This is a genomic window from Streptomyces sp. GL_141, from assembly GCF_057834385.1.
Genome location: NZ_CM174402.1, coordinates 6,629,209 through 6,652,915 on the forward strand (window position 1 = coordinate 6,629,209; position 23,707 = coordinate 6,652,915).

Below are 23,707 nucleotides of genomic sequence, written 5' to 3' on the forward strand. Positions count from 1 at the left end.
CCGTAGCACCACGGCCGCCTGACCCGGCGGTCCCGGCGCTCCCGGAATCCCCGCCGGAGCGGTTCAGTCCCTGCGGACGAGCCGCTCCGGCGGGATCAGCTCCGTCCCCCTCACGTGCGTGCCCCGGCGCAGTTCGATCACCAGCTGTTCCATGGGCGCGAGCGGCGACAGGTCCACGGTCCCCAGGCATTCGCTCAGCACGAGCCGGCGCAGCGCCGGGAACTCGTGCAGTGCCTCCAGCGACCCCTCCAGGGCGCACCGGATCAGCACGAGCCGGCCGAGGCGTTCGTACGGCAGGAGCGCCCCGGCCGATACCGGCGCGGCGTGCCGGATCTGCAGCGCGGTCAGTCCCCTCAGGGGCAGCGAGCGCACCAGCTGCCGGTACTGGCTGCTCCCGGCGACCGTCAGCTTCTCCACCCGCGGCCAGCGCTCGATCCCGTCGAGGGTCATCCGGCGGGCGCCCTGCCACAGGTGCAGCGCGGTCAGCGAGTCCGCGGCGGGGACGTCCCCGATCCGGCGCTCCTCCGGCTCGAAGCCGATGATCAGCGAGCGCAGTCCGGCCGCGCCCGCCAGGGGTGCGAGGGAGAGGTCGTCCCGGAGGTAGCCGAAGGCGAGGCTGTCCGCCCGGAGTTCGCCCACCACCTCGATCCCGGTGACCTGCGGGCAGTCCAGGACGCCCAGGTGCCGCAGCGAGGACTGCCCGGCCAGCGGAGACAGATCGGCCAGCCCCGGATTGCGGTGCAGGGTCAGCGACTCCAGGTCGCGCCGCCGCACTATCTCCGGCGGGACCGGGCCGTCCCAGGTGACGTGCAGCCGGCGGACGTGCCGGAGCCGGTCCAGGGCCCGTAACTGTCCCGGCGTCCGTACGTGCAGGTGGGCCGTGTTCATCGGGGCGTCCGCGAGCACCGTGTCCGCGTACACGTCCACGGGGAACCGCCCCCAGGCGTCGGAGAGTTCGCGGGCGGCCTCGTAGCGGTCGTCCGTCCGGAAGCCCGCGATCACCCGGAGCGCCCGGTCGCCGCCGACGAGCGCCGCCGTACGGATCGTCGCGGCCGCCTCGGCTTCGGCGAGCCCGGCCGGCTCCGGCAGCAGCTCCAGCACCAGTTCCCCCGCCTTGGCCAGTTCCTCGGCCTGGCCCGGGGAGCGAGGGGGCAGCAGGAGCGCCGTCCGGGCCGTCACCTCGCGCCGGACCTCCGGATCCAGCTCCGGCGCGTGTTCCAGGCAGGCGGCCGCGAGCAGCACGAGCCGGCTGCGGTCGGGCTCCGAGCGATCGGCTCGTGCGAGCAACTGCCTTAGCAGATAGGCGCGTTCGTCGGGTCGGGCGTGCCCCACGGCCATCCGGACCACGTTGTCCCAGGTGTACTCGTGCGCATTGCGCACCAGGACGCCGAAGTCCCGTGCCTCCACGGCCGCCTTGGCACCGAGGTAGTCCTGGAAGGTCTGGTGGACGAACAGGACCGAGCCCGGCACCGGCTCGCGGAGCAGCCCGCTGCGGATCAGCAGGTGACGGAACACCGTCTGCGCGCCGCCCTGCGCCGTGACCTGGGGCATGGAGCCGAGCGATTCGGCGATGATCGCGGTCGCCTCCTCGGCGGAGGCCTCCACCTGTCCGTTGCGGATCAGCCAGTACGCCAGCCGCTGGAGCAGCAGGGTCTGCTCGTCCCGGCTGAGGTAGACGCCCTCGATCCCGGAGATGTCGCGTTCGCTGTCGCGGCGGATCAGCAGCATGTCCAGAGCCGTGTCGTAGAGCTCCTTGCGGGCCCGGGGCAGATGCATCCGGCGGTCCCGGTTCAGTGCGCACAGCAGGGCGCACATGAGCGGGTTCGTCGCCAGCCTGCCCAGGTCCCGGCGCGATGCCACGGCCTCCAGGAGCGCCTTCTCGTACCGGTCGAGTAGTTCCCGCTCCGCCTCCTCGCCCTCGCCGTTCGCCTCCGCGCGGGCGGAGGCGTGCCAGTGCGTGATGAAGGCGCCGACGTCGTCCCGGTCCATCGGCAGCAGGGCGAGGGAGGTGAAACCGTGGGCGGTCAGCCAGTCCTCGGGTACGGCCGAGTGGCGGGTGGTGACCACGAAGCGGGCCGCCGGGTACTCGGTGAGCAGGGCCCGCAGCCAGGACTCGGTCCGGTCGCGCAGCCGCGGCGGCACCTCGTCCACCCCGTCGATCAGCACCAGCGCCCGCCCGGAGGCGAGGAGCCCGGTGATCCAGCCCTCGGGGGGCGGCAGCGGGACGCCGGTCGCGCCGAGCCAGTCCTGCGGCCGGGGCAGTCCGGCGGGGGAGTTGAAGGAGCGCAGCGGCAGGACGAAGGGGACCAGCCCGTTCCAGTCCGGCAGCTGGGGTCCGAAGCTGTTCCGGGCGGCATTGAGGGCCAGCCATTTCACGAGGGTGCTCTTGCCCGAGCCGGCCGGGCCGCGCAGCAGCACCCGCTCCGTGGCGTTCAGCGCCACCTCGGCCTTCACCGAGCTCTGCAGGCCGGGTTCCTCGAGGAACTCCCCGCCGCTGACCGCGAGGCTGATGTAGGCCAGGTCCAGCGACCAGTCCTGGCGGGCCTGGCTGAGCGTCAGGCCGAACAGCTGGACCCGCCCCTGGGCTCCGGCGACGTACCGGGCGTACCGCTCCTCGAAGGCCGCGGCCACCTCCGCGTCCGATGCGGCCCGGGAGCCGTCGCCCCGGGAGCCGGCGGAGTCCCCGGTCCCTGCCGGCCGGCCGCCGAGGCACCGTACGAACAGGTCCCGGTAGGCGGCCTCCGCCGCGGGGCCCGGCTCCCCGGGCGGCGGGGGCACGGGGACGGCCGAGGATCCTGAGGCGGCCGCGAGCAGGGCCCCGGTCTGCTTCGGGCTGAGCGCGGCGAAGGCCCGGCCGACGGCGTCCACCGCCGCCGAGCGGTCGACCTCGTCCAGTCCCGCGCTCGCCTCCGTCATCAGGGCGACCAGCCCTTGCGCGCGGCGCAGCCGTTCGGAGCCGTCCTCCCGCACCGGCCGGATCCTGGGTCCCCCCGGCGGCCGGACCCTGCCGAGCGCCCGCGCCACCGCGTCCGCCGCCGCGGAGACGATCTCCTCGAAACCCGGTTCGTACCCCATCCCCACGCCTTCCCCCCGTCGCGGACACCCTCACCCGGAAGCATCTCGTGAACCGTCGGTAACACCGATGGATACCGATCGGTAACAACCCCTAGCCGAGCCCCCGAAGCCGCCTCTATGGTGCGGACATGCCGAACCTGCCCGATGTCGTGCTGTGGTCCATACCCGCCTTTGTCCTGCTCACCGTCATAGAGCTGGTGAGCTACCGCATCCATCCCGACGAGGACGCCGCCGGGTACGAGACCAAGGACGCCGTCACCAGCCTCGGCATGGGGATCGGCAGCCTCGGCTTCGACTTCCTCTGGAAGATCCCGATCGTCGCGATCTACACCGCGGTCTACGAGCTCACCCCGCTGCGGGTCCCCGTCCTGTGGTGGACCGTTCCGCTGATGCTGCTCGCCCAGGACTTCCTCTACTACTGGCAGCACCGCGGCCACCACGTCATCCGGATCCTGTGGGCCTGCCACGTCGTCCACCACAGCAGCCGCAAGTTCAACCTCACCACCGCCCTGCGCCAGCCCTGGACCAGCGCCACCTCCTGGCCGTTCTACCTCCCGATGATCGCGCTGGGCGTGCACCCGGCCGCCATCGCGTTCTGCTACTCGGTCAACCTCGTCTACCAGTTCTGGATCCACACCGAGCGCATCGACAAGCTGCCCCGGCCGATCGAGTACGTCTTCAACTCGCCCTCCCACCACCGCGTCCACCACGCCTCCCAGGGCGGCTACCTGGACCGGAACTTCGGCGGCATCCTGATCGTCTGGGACCGGATGTTCGGCTCCTGGGTGGGGGAGACCGACAAGCCCGTCTTCGGCCTCACCAAGAACATCGGCACCTACAACCCGCTGCGCGTCGCCACCCACGAGTACGCCTCCATCGCCCGGGACGTACGCGGGGCCACCACCTGGCGCGAGCGCGCCGGACGCGTGTTCCGCGGCCCCGGCTGGCAGCCGGCGCAGGTCGTACAGCCGGCCCAGGCCGCCCAGGCCGCCCAGGCCGAGGCGCCCGCGCCCGCGCCCGCCCCGGAGCACGCCGCGTGAGCGCCGCCGGATCCACCGATCGCGCGCAGCCCCGTACGCCGTCCTGGGCGCGCGCCGTCGTTCCCCCCGGCTCCGGCCCCGCCGGCCGGGCGCTGCTCGTGGCCTTCGCGGCCGCCACCGCCCTCGACCTCGGATCCCTGCTGGCGGACTGGCACACCGGGCACCTCATCGCCAAGCCGCTGCTGATGCCGCTGCTCGTCGCCTACGTCATCACCCGGCGCGCCCCCCGCCTGCTGATCGCGGCCCTGCTGTTCGGCTGGGGCGGGGACCTGGCCCTGCTCTTCGACGCCGACCTCGCCTTCCTGATCGGCATGGGCTCCTTCGCCGCCGGGCACGTCTGCTATCTCACGCTTTTCGCCAGGCACAGCCTCTTCGGCCGCCGCCGGACCGGCCCCCTGCTCGGGGCCGCGTACGCCGTCGCGCTCCTGTCCACCGTCACGCTGCTCTGGGGCGACCTGCCCGCGGAGCTGCGGATCCCGGTCGCCGGGTACAGCCTGCTGCTCACCGCCATGGCCTACCGCTCCAGCGCCCTGGGGCGCCGGGCCGGGCTCGGCGGGGCACTGTTCCTGCTCTCCGACACGCTCATCGCCACGGGGGTCGCCGAGTGGCCCCAGCTGCCCCGCGCCGACTTCTGGGTCATGGCCACGTACGTGGCGGCCCAGTACCTGCTGGCCACGGGAGCACTCGCTGCGGAGCGGGCGTACGGTAGGGAGGCCCTACAGGGCTCAACCATTTCCTAGCCGGAGGACTGCACCACCATGCGCGCCACCGTCATCCACGCCCCGCACGACATCCGCGTGGAGGAGGTGCCCGACGCTGCCATCCAGCGCCCCGAGGACGCCGTCGTCCGCGTCCTGCGTGCCTGCATCTGCGGCAGCGACCTGTGGGCCTACCGCGGCGAGGCCAAGCGCCAGCCGGGCCAGCGGATCGGCCACGAGTTCCTCGGCGTCGTCGAGGAGACCGGCTCCGCCGTCTCGGGCCTGCGCGCCGGCGACCTCGTCGTCGCCCCCTTCATGTGGTCCGACGGCACCTGCGCCTACTGCACGGAGGGCCTCTACACCTCCTGCGAGCACGGCGGCTTCTGGGGCTCGGTCGGCCACGACGGCGGCCAGGGCGAGGCCGTCCGGGTACCGCACGCCGACGGCACGCTGGTGAAGCTGCCCGCCGCCGCCGCCTCCGACGACCACCTGCTGACCGCGCTGCTCGCGCTGTCCGACGTCATGGGCACCGGCCACCACGCCGCGCTCGGCGCGGGGGTCCGGAAGGGCTCCACGGTCGCCGTCGTCGGCGACGGCGCGGTCGGCCTGTGCGGGGTCCTCGCCGCCAAGCGCCTGGGCGCCGAGCGGATCATCGCACTGGGCCGGCACGCCGTCCGTACGGACATCGCGAAGCTCTTCGGGGCCACCGACGTGGTCGCCGAGCGCGGCGAGGCCGCCGAGGCGGCCGTGCGCGAACTCACCGGCGGCCAGGGCGCCCACTCGGTCATCGAGGCCGTCGGCACCGAGCAGTCCATGCGCACCGCCGTGAACATCGCCCGCGACGGCGGGGCCATCGGCTACGTCGGCGTCCCGCACGGCAGCGGCACCGGCCTCGACCTCGGTGTCATGTTCGACCGCAACCTCACCCTGCGCGGCGGTGTCGCGCCGGTCCGCGCGTACATCCCCGAGCTGCTCGCGGACGTGCTCAGCGGTGCGATCGACCCGTCGCCCGTCTTCGACCGGGCCGTCACCCTGGACGAGGTCCCGGACGGCTACCGGGCGATGGACGACCGCAGCGCGCTGAAGGTCATGATCAAGCCCTGACGGCAGGACCCGTAGGAACGCAGCGACGCAAGGAAGGGCCGGGCGGGATGTTCCCCGCCCGGCCCTTCCCCGTGTCAGACGGTCAGCCGGTTACTTGACGGCCTTCAGCGCGTCGACCACGCCGTGGCCGTAGTAGCCCGTCTGGCCCCAGCCGCTCTCGCAGGTGGTGGCGTCGATCAGGGTGCCCGCAGAGTTGAAGATCTGCGACGGGCAGGCCGTCTTGGTGGCCTGGCCCTTGAGCATCGCCTGCAGGATCGCGGGCGAGGCGTACGGGTGGGCGCTCTTGAGGAGCGCCGCGACGCCGGCGACGTGCGGGGCGGCCATCGAGGTGCCCTGCTTGTAGCCGTAGCCGCCGCCCGGGACCGTCGACAGCACGCGGCCGTTGGCGTCCGGGGTGGCCGGGATCTGCCACTTGTCGCCACCGGGGGCGGCGACGTCGACGACTCCGAGGCCGTAGCTGGAGTAGTACGAGCGCAGGCCCTTGTCACCGGTCGCCGACACCGTGACCACGCCCGGGAGCTGGGTGGGCAGGTCGAAGCAGACGCTCGGGTCGATGGTGCGCGGCACCGGGGTGGTGTCGTTCGGGCTGGTGTCGTCGAGGATCGAGTCGCCGGCCAGGTCGTGGTTCGAGTTGCCCGCCGAGGCCACGTGCAGCGTGCCCTTGCGCTCGGAGTACTTGGTGGCCCGGCCGATGGCCTCCACCAGCGCCTTCTGGTCCTCGTCCGCCTTGCAGTTGTAGAGCCAGGGGTCGACGTAGTAGCTGTTGTTGGTCACCTCGATCCCCTTCTCGGCGGCGAACATGAAGCCGCAGACGACCGCCTCGGTGTAGAAGAGGCTGGTGCCGGGCTCGCTCACCTTGATGCCGGCGACCTTGACGCCCGGCGCGACCCCGCTGATGCCGAGGCCGTTGCGCGGGGCCGCGATGGTGCCGGCCACGTGCGTGCCGTGGTCGCTGCCGTCCGCGTACGGACGCCAGGCGCCCTCGCTGGTGTCCGCGACGCCGCCGACACAGTTGGCCGACTGCTCCTTGGAGAAGTTCGGCGCGATGTCGGGGTGAGTGTCGTCGACACCCGTGTCGATGACGCCCACAGTGACGTTCCGGCTGCCATCGTTGATCTTGTGAGCCTGATCGGCCTTGATCGTCCGCAGGTCCCACTGGTTGGACTCCAGCGGCTCCTGACCCTCCTGGGCCGCCGCTGCCGCCTTGGCGGCGTCCGCCGCGCTCAGCTGCTGCGTCGCGCCCTCGTCGGTGGTCTGCACCGCCGAGAGGGGGGCCGTACGGGTGGCGCCGACCGAGTCGAACAGACCGCGGTTGGCGCGCAGCTGCTTGGCGAAGTCAGGGTTCTGGGAGTGCGCGACGACGACCCCTATCTGCTCATAGGCCGTCACCACCGTTCCACCGGCCCGCTCGATGGCCTTCTTCGCCGCCGTCACCGTGGCAAAGGTCCTCAAGTTCGCCACGTACGACAGCTTCGGGCCCGTCGTCTCGGCCGTAGAGGTCGCAGCCGCGTCCGCCGTGCTGCTCAGCGGTGCGGCTGAAGCCGCGACCGAGGGCAGGAAGGCGAGCGAGGCGGTGAGCGCCAGGCCGACCGGTACGGCGAGAGCACGCCGGCGGCCGGATCCCAGATGAGCCATGGGTTCTCCAGATCATCTTTGAAAAGCCGTCCGGGCGCGGTCGCGACGGACGGGTTCATGACAGGCGAACTTAGCGTTTCCGTTCCCCTCTGCGCCATTAGTTCGAGGAATCAGTTCCCAAAGAAACAAACAGGTGTTGAACCACCCCGACGCGCCGGACGTGCCGTTGACAGGGGGATCGGCACCACCGTCCCCCCACGGAGGTTGTTTTGTCCGTCGTCCCCACCGCCCCCGCGTCACAAGGAGAGTCCCCCGTGACAGCCGAAACAGCGCCGCCCCCGGGCAGCACGGGAACGCCGCCGGCGAGCCCCGGGCCCCAGGAGTTCGTACGCGTCCAGCAGAGCGAGGAGTTCGCCGAACTGCGCCGCGCCCACCGCTCCTTCGCCTTCCCGCTCACCGTGGCGTTCATCGCCTGGTACCTGCTCTACGTGCTGCTCTCCAACTACGCGGGCGGCTTCATGGGGACGAAGCTCTTCGGCAACATCAACGTCGCGCTCGTCCTGGGCCTCGGCCAGTTCGCGACGACCTTCCTCATCGCCTGGCTGTACTCGCGCCACGCGGCGACCCAGCTCGACCCCAAGGCCTCGGCCATCAAGGCAAGGATGGAGGCGGGCGAATGAGCGCCCCGCTGTACGTGGCGGTCGCCGGGGCGGCCACCGCGGGCACGACCACCGCCGCCGGTGCCTCCGAGCACCGCCCGCTGATCATCACCCTGTTCGGGCTGTTCGTCGTCGCCACCCTGGCCATCACGATCTGGGCCGGACGCCAGACCAAGGACGCCGCCGACTTCTACGCGGGCGGCCGCCAGTTCACCGGCTTCCAGAACGGCCTGGCCATCTCCGGCGACTACATGTCCGCCGCGTCCTTCCTCGGCATCGCCGGAGCCATCGCGCTCTTCGGCTACGACGGCTTCCTCTACTCGATCGGCTTCCTCGTCGCCTGGCTGGTGGCCCTGCTCCTGGTCGCCGAGCCGCTGCGCAACTCGGGCCGGTACACGATGGGCGACGTGCTCGCGTACCGGATGCGCCAGCGCCCCGTACGCACCGCCGCCGGCACCTCCACCATCGTGGTCTCGATCTTCTACCTGCTCGCCCAGATGGCCGGAGCCGGCGTGCTCGTCTCGCTGCTCCTCGGCATCACCAGCGACTTCGGCAAGGTCGTGATCGTCTCGCTGGTCGGCGTCCTGATGATCCTCTACGTCACCATCGGCGGGATGAAGGGCACCACCTGGGTCCAGATGATCAAGGCCGTGCTGCTGATCGCGGGCACGCTGCTGATCACCTTCCTGGTGCTGCTCAAGTTCAACTTCAACATCTCGGACCTGCTGGGCCAGGCCGCCGACAACAGCGGCCAGGGAGTGAAGTTCCTGGAGCCCGGCCTGAAGTACGGCAAGGACTCGCTCTCGAAGCTGGACTTCCTCTCGCTGGGCCTCGCCCTGGTCCTGGGCACCGCCGGCCTGCCGCACATCCTGATCCGCTTCTACACGGTCCCCACGGCCAAGGCCGCCCGGAAGTCCGTGAACTGGGCCATCGGCATCATCGGCGCCTTCTACCTGATGACGATCGTCCTCGGCTTCGGCGCCGCGGCCCTGCTCAAGCGGGCCGACATCATCGCCTCCAACAAGGCCGGCACCACCGCGGCCCCGCTGCTCGCCCAGGAGATCGGCGGCGGCCCGGGCTCCACCGGCGGAGCGGTGCTGCTCGCCGTGATCTCGGCGGTGGCCTTCGCCACGATCCTCGCGGTCGTCGCGGGCCTGACCCTGGCCTCGTCCTCGTCCTTCGCGCACGACCTCTACGTGAACGTGATCCGCAAGGGCAAGGCCACCGAGAAGGAAGAGGTACGGGCGGCCCGCTGGTCGACCGTGGTCATCGGAGCCGTGGCCATCGGCCTCGGCGCCCTGGCCCGCGACCTCAACGTGGCCGGCCTCGTCGCCCTGGCCTTCGCGGTCGCCGCGTCGGCCAACCTGCCGACGATCCTCTACAGCCTCTTCTGGAAGCGCTTCACCACCCAGGGCGCCCTGTGGTCCATCTACGGAGGCCTGGTCTCCTCGGTCGTCCTGGTGCTCTTCTCGCCGGTCGTCTCCGGCAAGCCCACCTCGATGTTCAAGGGCGCCGACTTCTACTGGTTCCCTCTGGAGAACCCCGGCATCATCTCCATCCCGCTCGGCTTCCTGCTCGGGTGGCTGGGAACGGTCCTCTCCAAGGAGAAGGCCGACCCGCAGAAGTTCGCCGAGCTCGAGGTCCGCTCGCTCACCGGAACCGGCGCGCACTGACACGCTGCGCCTCAGCGAGATGCTCCGAACACCGAGCGTGGCCGTGTCGTATTTCCCTACGACACGGCCACGCCTCGTCTCGTTCATTCCGGCACCCCTAGATGTCACGGGTGTCGCGTAGGCTCGTTGATAGCGCTCGTACTCTCAACCATCACGGCGCAAACCTCTACAAACCGGACAGGGGAGGGGGCTTACAGTGCTTCTCGACACCTACGGCCGCGTAGCCACTGACCTGCGCGTCTCACTCACCGACCGGTGCAATCTGCGCTGTACGTACTGCATGCCCGAGGAGGGCCTGCAGTGGCTCGGCAAATCGGATCTGCTCAGTGACGACGAGATCGTCCGCCTGATCCGCATCGCAGTCACCCAGCTCGGGATCAAGGAAGTCCGCTTCACCGGCGGCGAGCCGCTGCTGCGCCCCGGCCTCGTCGGGATCGTCGAGCAGTGCGCGGCCCTGGAGCCCCGCCCCAAGATGTCGCTGACCACCAACGGCATCGGCCTCAAGCGCACCGCGCAGGCCCTCAAGGCCGCCGGCCTGGACCGGGTGAACGTTTCCCTGGACACCCTGCGGCCCGAGGTCTTCAAGACCCTGACCCGGCGCGACCGCCACAAGGACGTCATCGAGGGCATGGCCGCCGCCCGCGACGCCGGCCTCGCCCCCGTCAAGGTCAACGCGGTCCTGATGCCCGGACTCAACGACGACGAGGCCCCCGACCTGCTGGCCTGGGCCGTGGAGAACGAGTACGAGCTCCGCTTCATCGAGCAGATGCCGCTCGACGCCCAGCACGGCTGGAAGCGCGACGGCATGATCACCGCCGGTGACATCCTGGAATCCCTGCGCACCCGCTTCACGCTCACCGAAGAAGGGTCCGAGGAGCGCGGTTCCGCCCCGGCCGAGCGCTGGGTCGTCGACGGCGGCCCGGCCACCGTCGGCGTCATCGCCTCGGTCACCCGCCCCTTCTGCGGAGCCTGCGACCGTACGCGCCTCACGGCCGACGGCCAGATCCGTACGTGCCTCTTCGCCACCGAGGAGTCCGACCTGCGCGCCGCCCTGCGCTCGGGCGCTCCGGACGAGGAGATCGCCCGCCTGTGGAAGGTGGCGATGTGGGGCAAGAAGGCCGGCTCCGGCCTCGACGACCCGACCTTCCTGCAGCCCGACCGCCCGATGTCGGCGATCGGCGGCTGACCTCAGAGGTCCTCAGAGGCCAACCCGCCGTCAACCCCCGTCGTCGCCGACGGGGGCCGAGCGACCCCGAGGGCTCGCAGTGACTACGGCCGCTGCGAGCCCTCGGGCGCTTCCCACTCGTCGAGCTTGACGACGTCCTTGAGGAAGCCGCGGACCCCCAGGAACTGGGACAGGTGCTCGCGGTGCTCCTCGCACGCCAGCCAGGTCTTGCGGCGCTCGGGGGTGTGCAGCTTCGGGTTGTTCCACGCCAGGACCCAGACGGCCGCCTGGCGGCAGGCCTTGGCGGAACACGTGGGTGCTTCGGCGGCGGAAGAATCGTTCAGGAGTGCGTCAAGGGGAGTCACGGCTCAACCCTAAGACGGAATGGCGACGCCGAGCAGCCACGGGGGGAGCTGCCCGGCGTCGGTCCGTCGCTCCGACGGGGGATGCGGAGCGCGTAGGCAGTATGTCACGCAGGACCCGGTGCGGTGCACTGGAACTTCATGATTGATCTGAGCTTTTCTTGAGGTTTCCGTCATCCAGCGCGGGGCGCACGGGCGCCGGAACGAAGTGGGACGGCAGGGAGGGCGTCGATTCGCGTCCCGCGTTGGCGATGACCACGGCGATGTACGGCAGCAGCGCCCCCGCGACGAGCGTCACGACGGCCACGGGCCGCTGCACGTTCCACAGGACGATCGTCGCGACGACCGACAGGGTCCTGATCAGCATCGAAATCACGTACCGGCGCTGGCGTCCCCGCACGTCATCGGCGAGGCTCATCCGCGCCCCCGTGATCCGGAAGACCTCGGACCCGTTCCGCTTCGTCCGCTCCACAACCCACCACCCGATCGATCGCCGGACACTCCCCGGCCCGGACGCCTCCACGGTACGCCGCGTGCCCGCGGGCGGGCAGAGGGGGTGTCCCCCGAATGGAGGTGCCCGAAATGCGCAGTAGACCGGACGGGTCGAGACTGGGCCCACATGCGCACAACGCGCCAGGAGGAGGCTCGACATGGGTTGGTTGTGGGCGATCATCGTCGGCTTTGTACTGGGACTGATTGCCCGGGCGATCCTGCCGGGCAAGCAGCACCAGCCCCTTTGGCTGACCACCGTCTTCGGCATCATCGGCGCCGTCCTCGGCAACGCCGTGGCCACGTGGATCGGCGTCAACGAGACGCGCGGCGTCGACTGGATCCGGCACCTGCTGCAGCTCGCCGGAGCCGTCGTGGTGGTCGGGCTCGGCGACCTGATCTACAGCTCGTTGCGCGGCGGCAAGAAGCAGATGACCTGAGGGTTCCCGCCCGCTCCGCGGCGGAGCACGACGGAGGGGCCGGCCCGGACAGTGCGTCCGGACCGGCCCCTCCGTCGTGCCTGCGAGATGCCGGGGTGGCGAGCCGGCGCCTAGCCGGTGACCTCGACCGCCGCCAGGTTCTTCTTGCCGCGGCGCAGCACCAGCCAGCGCCCGTGCAGCAGGTCCTCCTTGGCGGGGACCACGTCCTCGGAGGCGACCTTCACGTTGTTCACGTAGGCGCCGCCCTCCTTGACGGTCCGGCGGGCGGCCGACTTGCTCGCGACCAGCCCGGTCTCCGCCAGCAGGTCGATGACCAGGCCCGGCTCCGCCACCTTCGCGTGCGGCAGCTCGGACAGGGCCGCGGCCAGGGTGGCCTCGTCCAGGTCCGCCAGCTCGCCCTGGCCGAACAGCGCCTTGGACGCCGCGATCACGGCGGCGCACTGGTCCGCGCCGTGCACCAGCGTCGTCAGCTCCTCCGCCAGCGCCCGCTGGGCGGCGCGCGCCTGCGGCCGCTCGGAGGTCTGCGCCTCCAGCGCCTCCAGCTCCTCGGGAGTCTGGAAGGACAGGATGCGCATGTAGGTGGAGACGTCCCGGTCGTCCACGTTCAGCCAGAACTGGTAGAACGCGTACGGGGTGGTCATCTCCGGGTCGAGCCAGACGGCGCCGCTCTCGGACTTGCCGAACTTGGTCCCGTCCGCCTTGACCATCAGCGGGGTCGCGATGGCGTGGACGTGCGCGTCCGGCTCCACGCGGTGGATCAGGTCGAGACCGGCCGTCAGGTTGCCCCACTGGTCGGACCCGCCCTGCTGGAGCACGCAGCCGTGCCGGCGGTACAGCTCCAGGAAGTCCATGCCCTGGAGCAGCTGGTAGCTGAACTCCGTGTAGCTGATGCCCTGGTCGGACTCCAGCCGCTTGGCGACCGAGTCCTTCGTCAGCATCTTGTTCACGCGGAAGTGCTTGCCGATGTCCCGGAGGAACTCGATGGCGGACATGCCCGCCGTCCAGTCCAGGTTGTTCACCATGAGCGCCGCGTTCTCGCCCTCGAAGGACAGGAACGGCTCGATCTGGGTGCGCAGGCGCGTCACCCAGTTCGCGACGGTCTCCGGGTCGTTCAGGGTGCGCTCGGCGGTCGGCCGCGGGTCGCCGATCTGACCCGTGGCCCCGCCGACCAGCGCCAGCGGGCGGTGACCCGCCTGCTGGAGCCGGCGCACGGTGAGGACCTGCACCAGGTGACCCACGTGCAGCGAGGCCGCCGTCGGGTCGAAGCCGCAATAGAACGTGACGGGACCGTCCGCGAACGCCTTGCGCAGCGCTTCTTCGTCGGTGGACTGGGCGAAGAGCCCGCGCCACTTCAGTTCGTCGACGATGTCCGTCACGGTTCTGGGTCTCCTTGAACGAGAGGGAACGAGGTGGAACGAGGTAAAACGGAAAGCTGAGGGTTTCCCCGCCAGTCTAGGCGGGGAAGGCCCGCACCTCTCACGCTTTGTTGATCAGACGCCCTTGCTGACCGAGCTCATGTTGAAGTCCGGGATGCGCAGCGCCGGCATCGAGGTCCTGGTGAACCAGTCGTTCCATTCGCGCGGCAGGGTCTTCTCGGTCCGGCCGGCCTCCGAGGCCCGCGACAGCAGGTCCACGGGGGACTCGTTGAACCGGAAGTTGTTGACCTCGCCGACGACCTGGCCGTCCTCCACCAGGTAGACGCCGTCCCGGGTCAGCCCGGTGAGCAGCAGCGTCGCCGGGTCCACCTCGCGGATGTACCAGAGGCAGGTCAGCAGCAGCCCGCGCTCGGTGGCGGCCACCATCTCCTCCAGCGACTTCTCCCCGCCGGCGTCCAGGATCAGGTTCCCGAACGACGGGGAGACCGGCAGCCCGGTCAGGTCCGCGGTGTGCCGGGTCGTGGTCAGCCGGGCCAGCTCGCCGTCCTTCATCCAGTCGGTCGCCGGGACCGGCAGGCCGTTGTCGAAGACGGAGGCGTCGTCGCCGGAGCTGTGCGCGATCACGAACGGCGCGGACTCCAGACCCGGCGCGTTCGGATCGCTGCGCAGGTTCAGCGGCAGCGGGGAGAGCCGCTCGCCGATCCGGGTGCCGCCGCCGGGCTTGGAGAAGACCGTCCGGCCCTCCACCGCGTCCCGGGCCGACGCCGACCACATCTGGTAGATCAGCAGGTCGGCCACCGCCGTGGGCGGCAGCAGCGTCTCGTACCGCCCGGCCGGCAGGTCGATCTTCCGCTCCGCCCAGCCGAGCCGTACGGCCAGCTCCGCGTCCAGCGCGGTCGGGTCCACGTCCTTGAAGTCCCGCGTCGCACGGCCGGCCCAGGCCGAGCGCTGGCGGTCCGGGGACTTCGCGTTGAGCTCCAGGGTGCCGTTGGGCTGGTCGTGGCGCAGGCGCAGCCCCGTAGAGGTGCCGACGTACGTGGAGACCAGCTCGTGGTTGGCGAACCCGTAGAGCTCGCGGCCGCCCGCGCGGGCCCGGGCGAAGGCCTCGCCGAGGGCCGGGGCGAAGTCCGCGAACACCGCCGAGGAGGTCTCGGACGGGGCGTCGGCGAAGTCCGGCGAGGACGGGGTGCCGGTGACCAGCGGCCGGGCGTCCTCCGCCGGTCCGGCGCCGCGGGCGGCCGCCTCGGCGGCCCGGACCAGCGGCTCCAGCTCCGCGGCCGTGACGGCGGAGCGCGAGACGACCCCCGAGGCCGTGCCCTCCTTGCCGTCGACGGTGGCGATGACCGTGAGGGTCCGGCCGCGGGTGACCCCGTTGGTGGTCAGGGCGTTGCCCGCCCAGCGCAGGTTGGCGCTCGACTGCTCGTCGGCGATGACGACGCAGCCGTCCGCGGTGGACAGCTCCAGCGCCCGCTCGACGATCTCGTGGGGCTTGGTGGTGCGACTCGACGAGGTCATCGTCCGGCCTCCTGCGTGGTGTTCAAGATGTTCACGTCGCGGAACAGCGCGGACGGGCAGCCGTGCGAGACCGCCGCGACCTGGCCCGGCTGCGCCTTGCCGCAGTTGAAGGCGCCGCCCAGGACGTAGGTCTGCGGACCGCCGACCTTCTCCATCGAGCCCCAGAACTCCGTGGTCGTGGCCTGGTAGGCGACGTCGCGGAGCTGACCGGCGAGCTTGCCGTTCTCGATGCGGAAGAAGCGCTGCCCGGTGAACTGGAAGTTGTAGCGCTGCATGTCGATGGACCAGGAGCGGTCGCCGACCACGTAGATCCCGCGTTCCACCCCGCCGATCAGGTCCTCGGTGGACAGCCCGCCCGGATCCGGCTGGAGCGAGACGTTCGCCATGCGCTGGACGGGCACGTGCCCGGGGGAGTCGGCGTAGGCACAGCCGTTGGAGCGGCCGAGCCCGGTCAGCTTCGCGATCCGCCGGTCCGTCTGGTAGCCGGCCAGGGTGCCGTCCTTGACCAGGTCCCAGCTCTGCGCTTCCACGCCCTCGTCGTCGTACCCGATGGTGGCCAGCCCGTGCTCGGCCGTCCGGTCGCCGGTGACGTTCATGATCGGAGAGCCGTAGGCGAGCTTGCCCAGCTGGTCGAAGGTGGCGAAGGAGGTCCCGGCGTACGCGGCCTCGTAGCCCAGCGCCCGGTCCAGCTCGGTGGCGTGGCCGATGGACTCGTGGATGGTGAGCCACAGGTTCGAGGGGTCCACGACCAGGTCGTAGCGCCCGGCCTCGACGCTCGGGGCCCGCATCTTCTCGGCGAGCAGCCCGGGGATCGCCTCCAGCTCGGAGTTCCAGTCCCAGCCGGTGCCGGTCAGGTACTCCCAGCCGCGCCCGGCCGGCGGGGCGATGGTGCGCATCGAGTCGAACTCGCCGGTGGTGGCGTCCACGGCGACGGCGGTGAACTGCGGGTGGATGCGCACCCGCTGCTGGGTGGTGGAGGTGCCCGCGGTGTCGGCGTAGAACTTGTTCTCGTGGACGGCGAGCAGCGAGGCGTCCACGTGGGCCACGCCGTCGGCCGCCAGGAGGCGCGCGCTGAAGTCGGCGAGCAGCGCGGCCTTCTCCGTGTCCGGCACCTCGAAGGGGTTCACGTCGTAGGCGGAGATCCAGGTCTTGTCGGCGTGCACGGGCTCGTCGGCGAGTTCGACCCGCTCGTCCGATCCCGCCGCCTTGATCACCTGGGCGGAGAGCTTCGCCATGGCCACGGCCTGCGAGGCCACCTTGGCGGCGGCGTCCATGGTCAGGTCCACACCGGAGGCGAACCCCCAGCTGCCTCCGTGCACCACGCGGACCGCGAAGCCGAGGTCGGTGGTGTCGGATCCGCCCGAGGGCTTGGCGTCACGCAGGCGCCAGGAGGCGCTGCGGATGCGTTCCAGGCGGAAATCGGCATGATCGGCGCCCAGCGCGCGGGCCCGCGCGAGCGCCGCGTCGGCGAGCGCCCGCAAGGGCAGCGCGGTGAAGGCCGCGTCGATGGAATGGGGCACGGAGGTCCTCCCGGGGGTTGGGGCAGCTGGCACGATCATGTCGCGCCGGGACTCGCGGTGCCTACATCTTTCTGTAGGGACTCGACAGAGCGCGTACCGAGGCCCTGTCGGAGCCGGATTCTCCGTAAGGGGTACTTGACCTATAGGTTTTTGGTATTCAGACCGCTAGTCGAAAGGGTGATCCGTTGAGCCGCTCGGTTCTCGTCACCGGAGGTAACCGGGGCATCGGCCTCGCCATCGCCCGAGCCTTCGCGGAAGCGGGGGACAAGGTCGCGATCACGTACCGGTCGGGCGAGCCCCCCGCGGAGCTCACGGCTCTGGGCGTGCTGGCGGTCCGCTGCGACATCACCGACTCGGACCAGGTCGACCAGGCGTACAAGCAGGTCGAGGACGCGCACGGCGCGGTCGAGGTCCTCGTGGCCAATGCCGGGATCACCAAGGACACGCTGCTGATGCGCATGTCCGAGGACGATTTCGCCTCGGTCGTCGACACGAACCTCACCGGCACCTTCCGCGTGGTCAAGCGCGCGAACCGCGGCATGCTCCGCGCCAAGAAGGGCCGCGTCGTCCTGATCTCCTCGGTCGTCGGCCTCCTCGGCTCGGCCGGCCAGGCCAACTACGCCGCCTCCAAGTCGGCGCTGGTCGGCTTCGCCCGCTCCCTCGCCCGTGAGCTGGGCTCCCGCAACATCACCTTCAACGTCGTCGCTCCCGGCTTCGTGGACACCGACATGACGAAGGTGCTCACGGACGAACAGCGGGCCGGCATCGTCGGCCAGGTGCCCCTGGGCCGCTACGCGCAGCCCGAGGAGATCGCGGCCGCGGTCAGCTTCCTGGCGTCCGACAACGCCGCGTACATCACTGGTGCCGTCATTCCCGTTGACGGCGGATTGGGCATGGGTCACTGATCACCATGAGCGGAATTCTCGACGGCAAGCGCCTCCTCGTCACCGGCGTGCTGATGGAGTCCTCCATCGCCTTCCACGTCGCCAAGCTGGCCCAGGAGCAGGGCGCCGAGGTCATCCTCACCGCCTTCCCGCGGCCGACGCTGACCGAGCGCATCGCCCGCAAGCTGCCCAAGCCCGCCAAGGTGATCGAGCTCGACGTCACCAACGACGAGCACCTGGCCCGCCTGGAGGGCCTCGTCCGCGCGGAGCTCGGCGGCCTCGACGGCGTCGTCCACTCCATCGGCTTCGCGCCGCAGGACGCGCTCGGCGGCAACTTCCTGAACACCCCCTTCGAGTCGGTCGCCACGGCCATGCACGTCTCGGCGTTCTCGCTGAAGTCGCTGACCATGGCCTGCAAGCCGCTCTTCCCGGAGAACGAGGGCGCCTCGGTCGTCGGCCTCACCTTCGACGCGCAGTACGCGTGGCCGCAGTACGACTGGATGGGCCCGGCCAAGGCCGCGCTGGAGGCCACCAGCCGCTACCTCGCCCGTGACCTGGGCAAGGAGAAGATCCGCTGCAACCTGATCTCGGCGGGTCCGATCGGCTCGATGGCCGCGAAGTCCATCCCGGGCTTCAGCGGACTGGCGGACATCTGGGACCAGCGCTCCCCGATGGAGTGGGACATGGCGGACCCGGAGCCGGCTGCCAAGGGCGTCGTCGCCCTGCTGTCGGACTGGTTCCCGAAGACCACCGGCGAGATCATCCACGTCGACGGCGGCCTGCACGCGATGGGTGCCTGACCTCTCAGGCTCCACCCCTGTTCCATCCGTACGGCGGCGGCCGCGTCTTCCCTTTCGGGAGGCGCGGCCGCCGCCGTTCTGGCGCGCGGGGCGGGGACCGTACGGGTTGACTCGATCAGATGTCCGCCCCCGGGTCCGATCTTCCCGAGTCGAAAATCAGGACATTTGCCTGCAAACTGGGCCCGTCGGGATCTTCCCGGCTCCTGCGGGGAGGAGGTACGGGAGTGCGCGCGAGGCGGAGCCGAGCGGTATCCCTGCTGGTCACCTCGGTGGTCCTGACCGGATTCCTGCTCCCGGGAGCCGTCGCGCAGGACGAGGGGCCCGTCCCGGCACCCGGCACGGACGTCCAGGCCCCGGCCGTGGTCGACCTGGCCCAGATCCCCGCCGAACCCCCCGTACAGCCCGCGAAGCCCCCCGCCCGGGAGCTCTTCGGGGCCGACTGCGACACCGAGATCAACGGTTCGCAGGTGGTCGCCTTCTGCCACAACGGCTATCCCCAGACCGACCTGGTCCGCCTGCACGTGGAGTGCGACCGCTGGTGGGACGTGGACGGGGACGGCGCCGCCGTGGCCGTCGGCCCGGCGGGCCGGGTGGAGCTCTCCGGCCGCTGCTGGAAGGAAGTCCGCTCCGCCTGGGTCAGCCACCAGCGGCAGTGACCCCCGCGGGCCGCCGCTCCTCCTTGGCCAGGCAGACGAACGGATAGCCGGCCGCCTCCGAGGCCGCCGCGTCCCCGTCCCCGCGCCGGATCGCCTCGATCAGCCGGGCGTGGTCCAGGTGCGAGGCGGGATCGAGCTCCGTCCCCACGTCGGTGCGCAGCCAGTCGGCCACCAGATCGCCGAGGTCCGCGTACAGCTCGATGAGCACGTCGTTGTGCGAGGCCGCCACCACCGCCATGTGCAGGGCCACGTCCGCCGCGACGAACGGCTCCGCGTCCCCGCCCGACCACGCCTCCTCGCGCCGCGCCAGCAGCGCGTCCAGCTGTACGAGGTCCCGCGCCGTCCGCCGCTCCGCCGCGAGACGGGCCGCCGAGGACTCCAGCGTCGAGCGCAGCTCCGCGATGTGCCGGGGATCGGCGCCGGCGAAGCGGCGGTGCATGACCCCGGCCAGCTCGCTGGTGGCGATGACGTACGTCCCCGAGCCCTGGCGGATGTCGAGGAGGCCGTTGTGCGCGAGGGCCCGGACGGCCTCCCGCACGGTGTTGCGGGCGACCCCCATCAGCTCCACGAGCTCCGGCTCGGTCGGGATGCGGGAGCCCACGGGCCATTCGCCGGAGGTGATCTGGTTCCTGAGCTGGGTGATCACCTGGTCGACGAGCGCGGATCGCCGGGGCGAGGTCAGCGGCATGCGGTCGGGGTTCCTCTCGGGGCGGGCGTGATGGGGGTGACGGGAACGAATGTGAGTGACGGGCACGAGTGCGAGTGACGGGCACGATACGGCTGCGGGGTGGACAACCAATCATCCCATGATTCTATGATGTCGGAATGTCCGACGAAGAAATCCAGACCCTGAACCGGCCCCCGGCCGCGCGCACGGCATCCCAGCAGCCCCTTCCCGCCTCCGCCGCCACCGCGCAGCCGGCGTGGCTCGGACCCGTGCTCCTCGTCGGCATCGTGCTGGCCGCCCTCAACCTGCGGCCCGCCATCACCAGCCTCGGCGCCCTGTTCGAGGAGACCCGCGAGGGCCTCGGCATGAGCGGCACCGTCGCCGGACTCATCACCTCCGTACCCGCCCTCTGCTTCGCCGTCTTCGGCGTCACCGCGCCCCGGCTCTCCCGCCGCTTCGGCCCGGCCGCCGTCGTCTGCGCCGGCATGGCCGCCGTCGCCGCGGGCCTGCTGATCCGGCCCTTCGCGACCAACGCCGCCGGATTCCTCGCGGCCAGCGCCCTGACCCTGGCGGGCATAGCCCTGACCAACGTGCTCCTGCCGGTGATCGTCAAGCGCTGGTTCCCCGACCGGGTCGGCACCATGACGGGGCTCTACTCCATGGCCCTGGCCGCCGGCACCTCGCTCGCCGCGGCGGCCACGGTCCCGATGACCCAGGCCCTCGGCGGCAGCTGGCGCACCGGCCTGCTGGTGTGGGCCTTCCTCGCCGTGGCGGCCGTCCTGCCCTGGCTGGCCATCGCCGCGGCCGCCCGCAAGGAGAAGGCCGCGGCGGCGGGCGTACCGGCCGCCCGCCCCGACGCCGGGCCGGGCGTGGTGCGCAGCCGCACCGCCTGGGCCCTCGCCTGCTACTTCGGACTCCAGGCCACGGGCGCCTACATCACCATGGGCTGGCTCCCGCAGATCTTCCGCGACGCCGGGGTCTCCGCCTCCACGGCGGGCGTCCTGCTCGCCGTCACCATGGTCATGGGCGTGCCGCTCGCCTTCGTCATCCCGGGCCTCGCCGGCCGGATGAAGAACCAGGGCCCCATCGCCGTCGTACTCGGCCTCTTCGGCCTCGTCGGCTACCTGGGGCTCTACTTCGCCCCCGCCGGCGGCGCGTGGGCCTGGGCCCTCCTGCTCGGCGTCTCCAACTGCGCCTTCCCGCTCGTCATCACCATGATCGGACTGCGGGCCAAGTCCCCGGCCGGCGTGGTCAAGCTGTCCGCCTTCGCCCAGAGCACCGGCTACCTCATCTCCATCCCCGGGCCGCTCCTCATCGGCACCCTCTACCAGCACACCGGAGGCTGGGACCTGCCGCTCGCCCTGATGGCCGGTCTGCTCGTCCCGCAGATCGCGCTCGGCGTGCTGGCGGGCCGGGACCGGACGATCGAGGACGAATGCGGCGTGCGAAACTGATCGGCATGTCGCCCGTACTTGAACCGAACCCCCCGAACGGCCACCGGAAGCTCGGCCTCGTGCTGGGCGCGATGCTGCTGGTGACCGTGATCATCGCCGTCGTCGCCACCCTCGCCTCGCCGTAGGAGGTGGGGTTAACCCCCCAACCCCTAGGGGGTCAGGCTCAGGGTCATCTGGGGTGCGCCCCGGATGGGAACCGCCTGCTCGAATCCTTAGATTCGAAGAGCAAGAGCGAGCCCGCCCGACGCACCCCACGGAGGCGGCCATGTCGGCCCCCACGCACCTGGCCCCCGGCCACCCGTCCGCTCCCCGCACCGCCGGGGCCGACGCCCGGCTGCCCTGGTGGGCCCTCGCCCTGCCCGCCCTCGCCTTCGGCCTGCTGCTCATACTCCTCACCGGATCCGGTGAGGCCCACGCCGCCTCCGGCGAAGGCTCCCCGCTCGTCCACGTCACCGAACGGCTGCTGAGCGCCGTCGGCTGACGGGCCGCCAGCCACCCGGAGCCCGCCCGCGCGGCCGCGCGCCCCGGCACGCTCCACACCTGCGGGTGAGCGCCTCAACACCCTGCGCCCCGTGGCTCGATTCATGCGAAGCTGGGAGTCATGAGCGCCGACACACCCCGCAGGATCGTCCTCCTCCGGCACGCCAAGGCCGAATGGTCGGACGGCACGGACCACGACCGCCCCCTGGCGGAGCGCGGCCGTCACGACGCCCCGGCCGCGGGCCAGAAACTGGCCCAGACCGGCATCACCTTCGACCTGGCCCTCTGCTCCAGCGCGGCCCGGACCAGGGAGACCTGGAAGCTGGCCGTCCAGGAGCTGCCGCACCGGCCGAAGACCACGTACGAGGAACGGCTCTACGAGGCCTCGCTGGGCGAGCTCATCGCCCTGGTCAACGAGACCTCCGACGAGGCGAGGAACCTCCTGGTCATCGGCCACAACCCCGGCATGCACGCGCTGGCCGACGCCCTCTCGGGCAGCGCACAGGGCGACGTGCTCGCCCGGATGAACCGTAGCGGCTTCCCGACCTCCGGGATCGCCGTCGTCTCCTTCACCGGCCCGTGGAAGTCCGTGGAACACGGCGTGGGCACCCTGCTGGACTTCTGGACCCCGCACAGCTGACGCGCGCACACCCCTACAACGGAGCGGGCCCCGGCACTGTCGAAGTGCCGGGGCCCGCTCCGTCGTAGGGAGCCGGACGGGTTCGTCACGCCAGGTCGGCGGCCTCGACCTCTTCGCGGGTGATGCCGAGCAGGTAGAGCACGGCGTCCAGGAAGGGCACGTTCACCGCGGTGTGCGCGGCCTGGCGGACCACCGGCTTGGCACAGAAGGCCACGCCCAGACCGGCCGCGTTCAGCATGTCCAGGTCGTTGGCTCCGTCACCGATGGCCACCGTCTGGGCCAGCGGTACGCCGGCCTCCGCGGCGAAGCGGCGCAGCAGCCGGGCCTTGCCGGCCCGGTCCACGATCTCGCCCGTGACCTTGCCCGTCAGCTTTCCGTCGACGATCTCCAGGGTGTTGGCGGAGGCGAAGTCCAGCCCGAGCCGTTCCCGCAGATCGTCCGTCACCTGCGTGAACCCGCCGGAGACCACGCCCACCTGGTACCCGAGGCGCTTGAGGGTGCGGATCAGCGTCCGGGCACCCGGGGTGAGGCGCACCTCGGAGCGGACCTTGTCCACCACGGAGGCGTCCAGCCCGGCCAGCAGCGCGACCCGGGCGTGCAGCGACTGCTCGAAGTCCAGCTCCCCGCGCATGGCCCGCTCGGTCACCTCGGCGACCTCGGCCTCACAGCCGGCGTGGGCGGCGAAGAGCTCGATGACCTCGTCCTGGATCAGGGTCGAGTCCACGTCCATGACGACGAGGCGCTGGGCCCGCCGGTGCAGCCCGGCCGAGACCACGGCCACGTCGACGCCGATCTGTGCGGCGGCGGTGGCCAGCGCGGTGCGCAGCGGCTCGGTCGCGGTGCCGGAGACGGCGAACTCCACGGCCGTCACCGGATACTTCGCGAGCCGGAAGATGCGGTCGATGTTGCCGCCGGTCGCGGTGATCCGCGCGGCGATGGCGGCCGTGGACTCGGCGGTGAGCGGGTGTCCGAGCACGGTGACGTGCGAACGGCCACTGCCGCGCGGCCGGTTGTCACCGGTGCCGGAGAGGATCTCGGCCTGCAGTTTGAGGGACTCGGCCCAGCTGTGGACGGTGGCCCGCAGCTCGCCCTCGGTGCCGGCGGTCGGATGGGTGACGAGGGCGCACAGGACGATGCGGCCTCGGGTGACGACCTGCTCGATGTCGACGACGTCGACGGAGTAGGCGGCGAGGGTGTCGAACAGCCCGGCGGTGATCCCGGGACGGTCCTTGCCGAAGATCTTGACGAGGAGGGTGGGGACGTCGGAGGTCTGCGAAGCGCTCATGGTGCCTTCACCGTATCTCCCCGGCCTGTGCGCACGGAGCCCCGTCCCACCTGGCGGAACCGTTTCGCTCCGTACGGACGTGCGGGCGCCACGCGGTGGACGTGTGGAGGTCGTGCGGTGGCCATGGGCGGGCCCTGGAGCGGGCCCGTG

Annotated in this window: 23 protein-coding genes; 14 read left to right on the forward strand and 9 right to left on the reverse strand. The window is 71.3% G+C overall.

Translation table 11 applies throughout. From position 1 onward, the window contains the following. Window positions 1-63: 63 nt before the first annotated feature. A complete protein-coding gene (locus tag AC3IX6_RS29470; protein WP_489366112.1) occupies window positions 64-3,075 on the reverse strand; it encodes an NACHT domain-containing protein in 3,012 nt (1,003 codons plus the stop codon). A 128-nt stretch (window positions 3,076-3,203) separates the two neighbouring features. Between AC3IX6_RS29470 and AC3IX6_RS29475 the strand changes: the two genes are divergently transcribed. From AC3IX6_RS29475 to AC3IX6_RS29485, 3 genes are read left to right on the forward strand one after another with little or no spacing between them, the layout of a single operon-like run. After that, a complete protein-coding gene (locus tag AC3IX6_RS29475; RefSeq protein WP_489366114.1) occupies window positions 3,204-4,115 on the forward strand; it encodes a sterol desaturase family protein in 912 nt (303 codons plus the stop codon). Then, a complete protein-coding gene (locus tag AC3IX6_RS29480) occupies window positions 4,112-4,855 on the forward strand; it encodes a lysoplasmalogenase (RefSeq protein WP_489366116.1) in 744 nt (247 codons plus the stop codon). The genes AC3IX6_RS29475 and AC3IX6_RS29480 overlap by 4 nt, the downstream gene beginning before the upstream one ends. A gap of 18 nt (window positions 4,856-4,873) precedes the next feature. Further along, on the forward strand, window positions 4,874-5,917 hold the full coding sequence (locus tag AC3IX6_RS29485; RefSeq protein WP_489366118.1) for a zinc-dependent alcohol dehydrogenase family protein: 1,044 nt from the start codon (window positions 4,874-4,876) through the stop codon (window positions 5,915-5,917). A gap of 90 nt (window positions 5,918-6,007) precedes the next feature. Here the strand turns inward: AC3IX6_RS29485 and AC3IX6_RS29490 are convergent, their stop codons facing one another. After that, window positions 6,008-7,552, reverse strand: a complete 1,545-nt coding sequence (locus AC3IX6_RS29490) for a S8 family serine peptidase (protein ID WP_489366120.1) — start codon at window positions 7,550-7,552, stop codon at window positions 6,008-6,010. 254 nt (window positions 7,553-7,806) lie between these two features. On the opposite strand from AC3IX6_RS29490, the gene AC3IX6_RS29495 reads away from it, so the two are divergent. The 3 genes from AC3IX6_RS29495 (at window position 7,807) to moaA (ending at window position 11,010) form a co-directional block, all read left to right on the forward strand. Further along, on the forward strand, window positions 7,807-8,172 hold the full coding sequence (locus tag AC3IX6_RS29495) for a DUF485 domain-containing protein (protein WP_489366122.1): 366 nt from the start codon (window positions 7,807-7,809) through the stop codon (window positions 8,170-8,172). After that, window positions 8,169-9,824 carry a solute symporter family protein gene (locus AC3IX6_RS29500; RefSeq protein ID WP_489366124.1) on the forward strand — a complete coding sequence of 552 codons (1,656 nt, stop codon included), beginning with the start codon at window positions 8,169-8,171 and terminating at the stop codon, window positions 9,822-9,824. The genes AC3IX6_RS29495 and AC3IX6_RS29500 overlap by 4 nt, the downstream gene beginning before the upstream one ends. Window positions 9,825-10,020: 196 nt before the next feature. Next, window positions 10,021-11,010, forward strand: coding sequence for a GTP 3',8-cyclase MoaA (gene moaA, locus AC3IX6_RS29505; protein ID WP_489366126.1), 990 nt, complete (start codon window positions 10,021-10,023; stop codon window positions 11,008-11,010). A gap of 83 nt (window positions 11,011-11,093) precedes the next feature. Here moaA and AC3IX6_RS29510 read toward each other — a convergent pair whose 3' ends face one another. Together AC3IX6_RS29510 and AC3IX6_RS29515 are read right to left on the reverse strand one after the other, a co-directional pair. Further along, entirely contained in the window at window positions 11,094-11,354 is a 261-nt protein-coding gene (locus AC3IX6_RS29510; protein ID WP_489366128.1) for a hypothetical protein, read from the reverse strand. 136 nt (window positions 11,355-11,490) lie between these two features. Continuing rightward, window positions 11,491-11,769, reverse strand: a complete 279-nt coding sequence (locus tag AC3IX6_RS29515) for a DUF3099 domain-containing protein (protein WP_489366130.1) — start codon at window positions 11,767-11,769, stop codon at window positions 11,491-11,493. 232 nt (window positions 11,770-12,001) lie between these two features. Between AC3IX6_RS29515 and AC3IX6_RS29520 the strand changes: the two genes are divergently transcribed. Continuing rightward, the gene (locus AC3IX6_RS29520; protein ID WP_489366132.1) at window positions 12,002-12,280 is read left to right on the forward strand and encodes a GlsB/YeaQ/YmgE family stress response membrane protein; all 279 of its coding nucleotides are present in this window, start codon (window positions 12,002-12,004) and stop codon (window positions 12,278-12,280) included. A 110-nt stretch (window positions 12,281-12,390) separates the two neighbouring features. On the opposite strand, the gene tyrS is transcribed toward AC3IX6_RS29520, so the two are convergent. From tyrS to AC3IX6_RS29535, 3 genes are all read right to left on the reverse strand, one after another. Further along, a complete protein-coding gene (gene tyrS, locus AC3IX6_RS29525) occupies window positions 12,391-13,656 on the reverse strand; it encodes a tyrosine--tRNA ligase (protein ID WP_489366134.1) in 1,266 nt (421 codons plus the stop codon). A 114-nt stretch (window positions 13,657-13,770) separates the two neighbouring features. Next, window positions 13,771-15,171 (reverse strand): metallopeptidase TldD-related protein, encoded by a 1,401-nt coding sequence (locus AC3IX6_RS29530; protein WP_489366136.1) that lies wholly within the window; start codon window positions 15,169-15,171, stop codon window positions 13,771-13,773. Beyond that, the gene (locus AC3IX6_RS29535; protein WP_489366138.1) at window positions 15,168-16,691 is read right to left on the reverse strand and encodes a TldD/PmbA family protein; all 1,524 of its coding nucleotides are present in this window, start codon (window positions 16,689-16,691) and stop codon (window positions 15,168-15,170) included. The genes AC3IX6_RS29530 and AC3IX6_RS29535 overlap by 4 nt, the downstream gene beginning before the upstream one ends. Before the next feature lie 185 nt (window positions 16,692-16,876). On the opposite strand from AC3IX6_RS29535, the gene fabG reads away from it, so the two are divergent. The 3 genes from fabG (at window position 16,877) to AC3IX6_RS29550 (ending at window position 19,031) form a co-directional block, all read left to right on the forward strand. Continuing rightward, window positions 16,877-17,596 carry a 3-oxoacyl-[acyl-carrier-protein] reductase gene (fabG, locus tag AC3IX6_RS29540; protein WP_327307427.1) on the forward strand — a complete coding sequence of 240 codons (720 nt, stop codon included), beginning with the start codon at window positions 16,877-16,879 and terminating at the stop codon, window positions 17,594-17,596. Between the two features lie 5 nt (window positions 17,597-17,601). After that, window positions 17,602-18,375, forward strand: coding sequence for an enoyl-ACP reductase FabI (fabI, locus tag AC3IX6_RS29545; RefSeq protein WP_489366140.1), 774 nt, complete (start codon window positions 17,602-17,604; stop codon window positions 18,373-18,375). A 224-nt stretch (window positions 18,376-18,599) separates the two neighbouring features. Beyond that, entirely contained in the window at window positions 18,600-19,031 is a 432-nt protein-coding gene (locus AC3IX6_RS29550) for a hypothetical protein (protein ID WP_489366142.1), read from the forward strand. On the opposite strand, the gene AC3IX6_RS29555 is transcribed toward AC3IX6_RS29550, so the two are convergent. After that, the gene (locus AC3IX6_RS29555; RefSeq protein ID WP_489366144.1) at window positions 19,012-19,719 is read right to left on the reverse strand and encodes a FadR/GntR family transcriptional regulator; all 708 of its coding nucleotides are present in this window, start codon (window positions 19,717-19,719) and stop codon (window positions 19,012-19,014) included. The genes AC3IX6_RS29550 and AC3IX6_RS29555 overlap by 20 nt on opposite strands. 137 nt (window positions 19,720-19,856) lie before the next feature. Between AC3IX6_RS29555 and AC3IX6_RS29560 the strand changes: the two genes are divergently transcribed. The 4 genes from AC3IX6_RS29560 (at window position 19,857) to AC3IX6_RS29575 (ending at window position 22,272) form a co-directional block, all read left to right on the forward strand. Beyond that, a complete protein-coding gene (locus AC3IX6_RS29560) occupies window positions 19,857-21,152 on the forward strand; it encodes a CynX/NimT family MFS transporter (protein ID WP_489366146.1) in 1,296 nt (431 codons plus the stop codon). A 5-nt stretch (window positions 21,153-21,157) separates the two neighbouring features. Further along, window positions 21,158-21,277, forward strand: a complete 120-nt coding sequence (locus tag AC3IX6_RS29565; RefSeq protein ID WP_489366148.1) for an SGM_5486 family transporter-associated protein — start codon at window positions 21,158-21,160, stop codon at window positions 21,275-21,277. A gap of 140 nt (window positions 21,278-21,417) precedes the next feature. Further along, complete coding sequence (locus tag AC3IX6_RS29570; RefSeq protein ID WP_489366149.1) at window positions 21,418-21,633, forward strand: hypothetical protein; 216 nt, start codon at window positions 21,418-21,420, stop codon at window positions 21,631-21,633. A 120-nt stretch (window positions 21,634-21,753) separates the two neighbouring features. After that, window positions 21,754-22,272 carry a SixA phosphatase family protein gene (locus AC3IX6_RS29575; RefSeq protein ID WP_489366151.1) on the forward strand — a complete coding sequence of 173 codons (519 nt, stop codon included), beginning with the start codon at window positions 21,754-21,756 and terminating at the stop codon, window positions 22,270-22,272. Between the two features lie 85 nt (window positions 22,273-22,357). Here the strand turns inward: AC3IX6_RS29575 and serB are convergent, their stop codons facing one another. Next, window positions 22,358-23,557 (reverse strand): phosphoserine phosphatase SerB, encoded by a 1,200-nt coding sequence (gene serB / locus AC3IX6_RS29580; protein ID WP_254387950.1) that lies wholly within the window; start codon window positions 23,555-23,557, stop codon window positions 22,358-22,360. Window positions 23,558-23,707 lie beyond the last annotated feature (150 nt).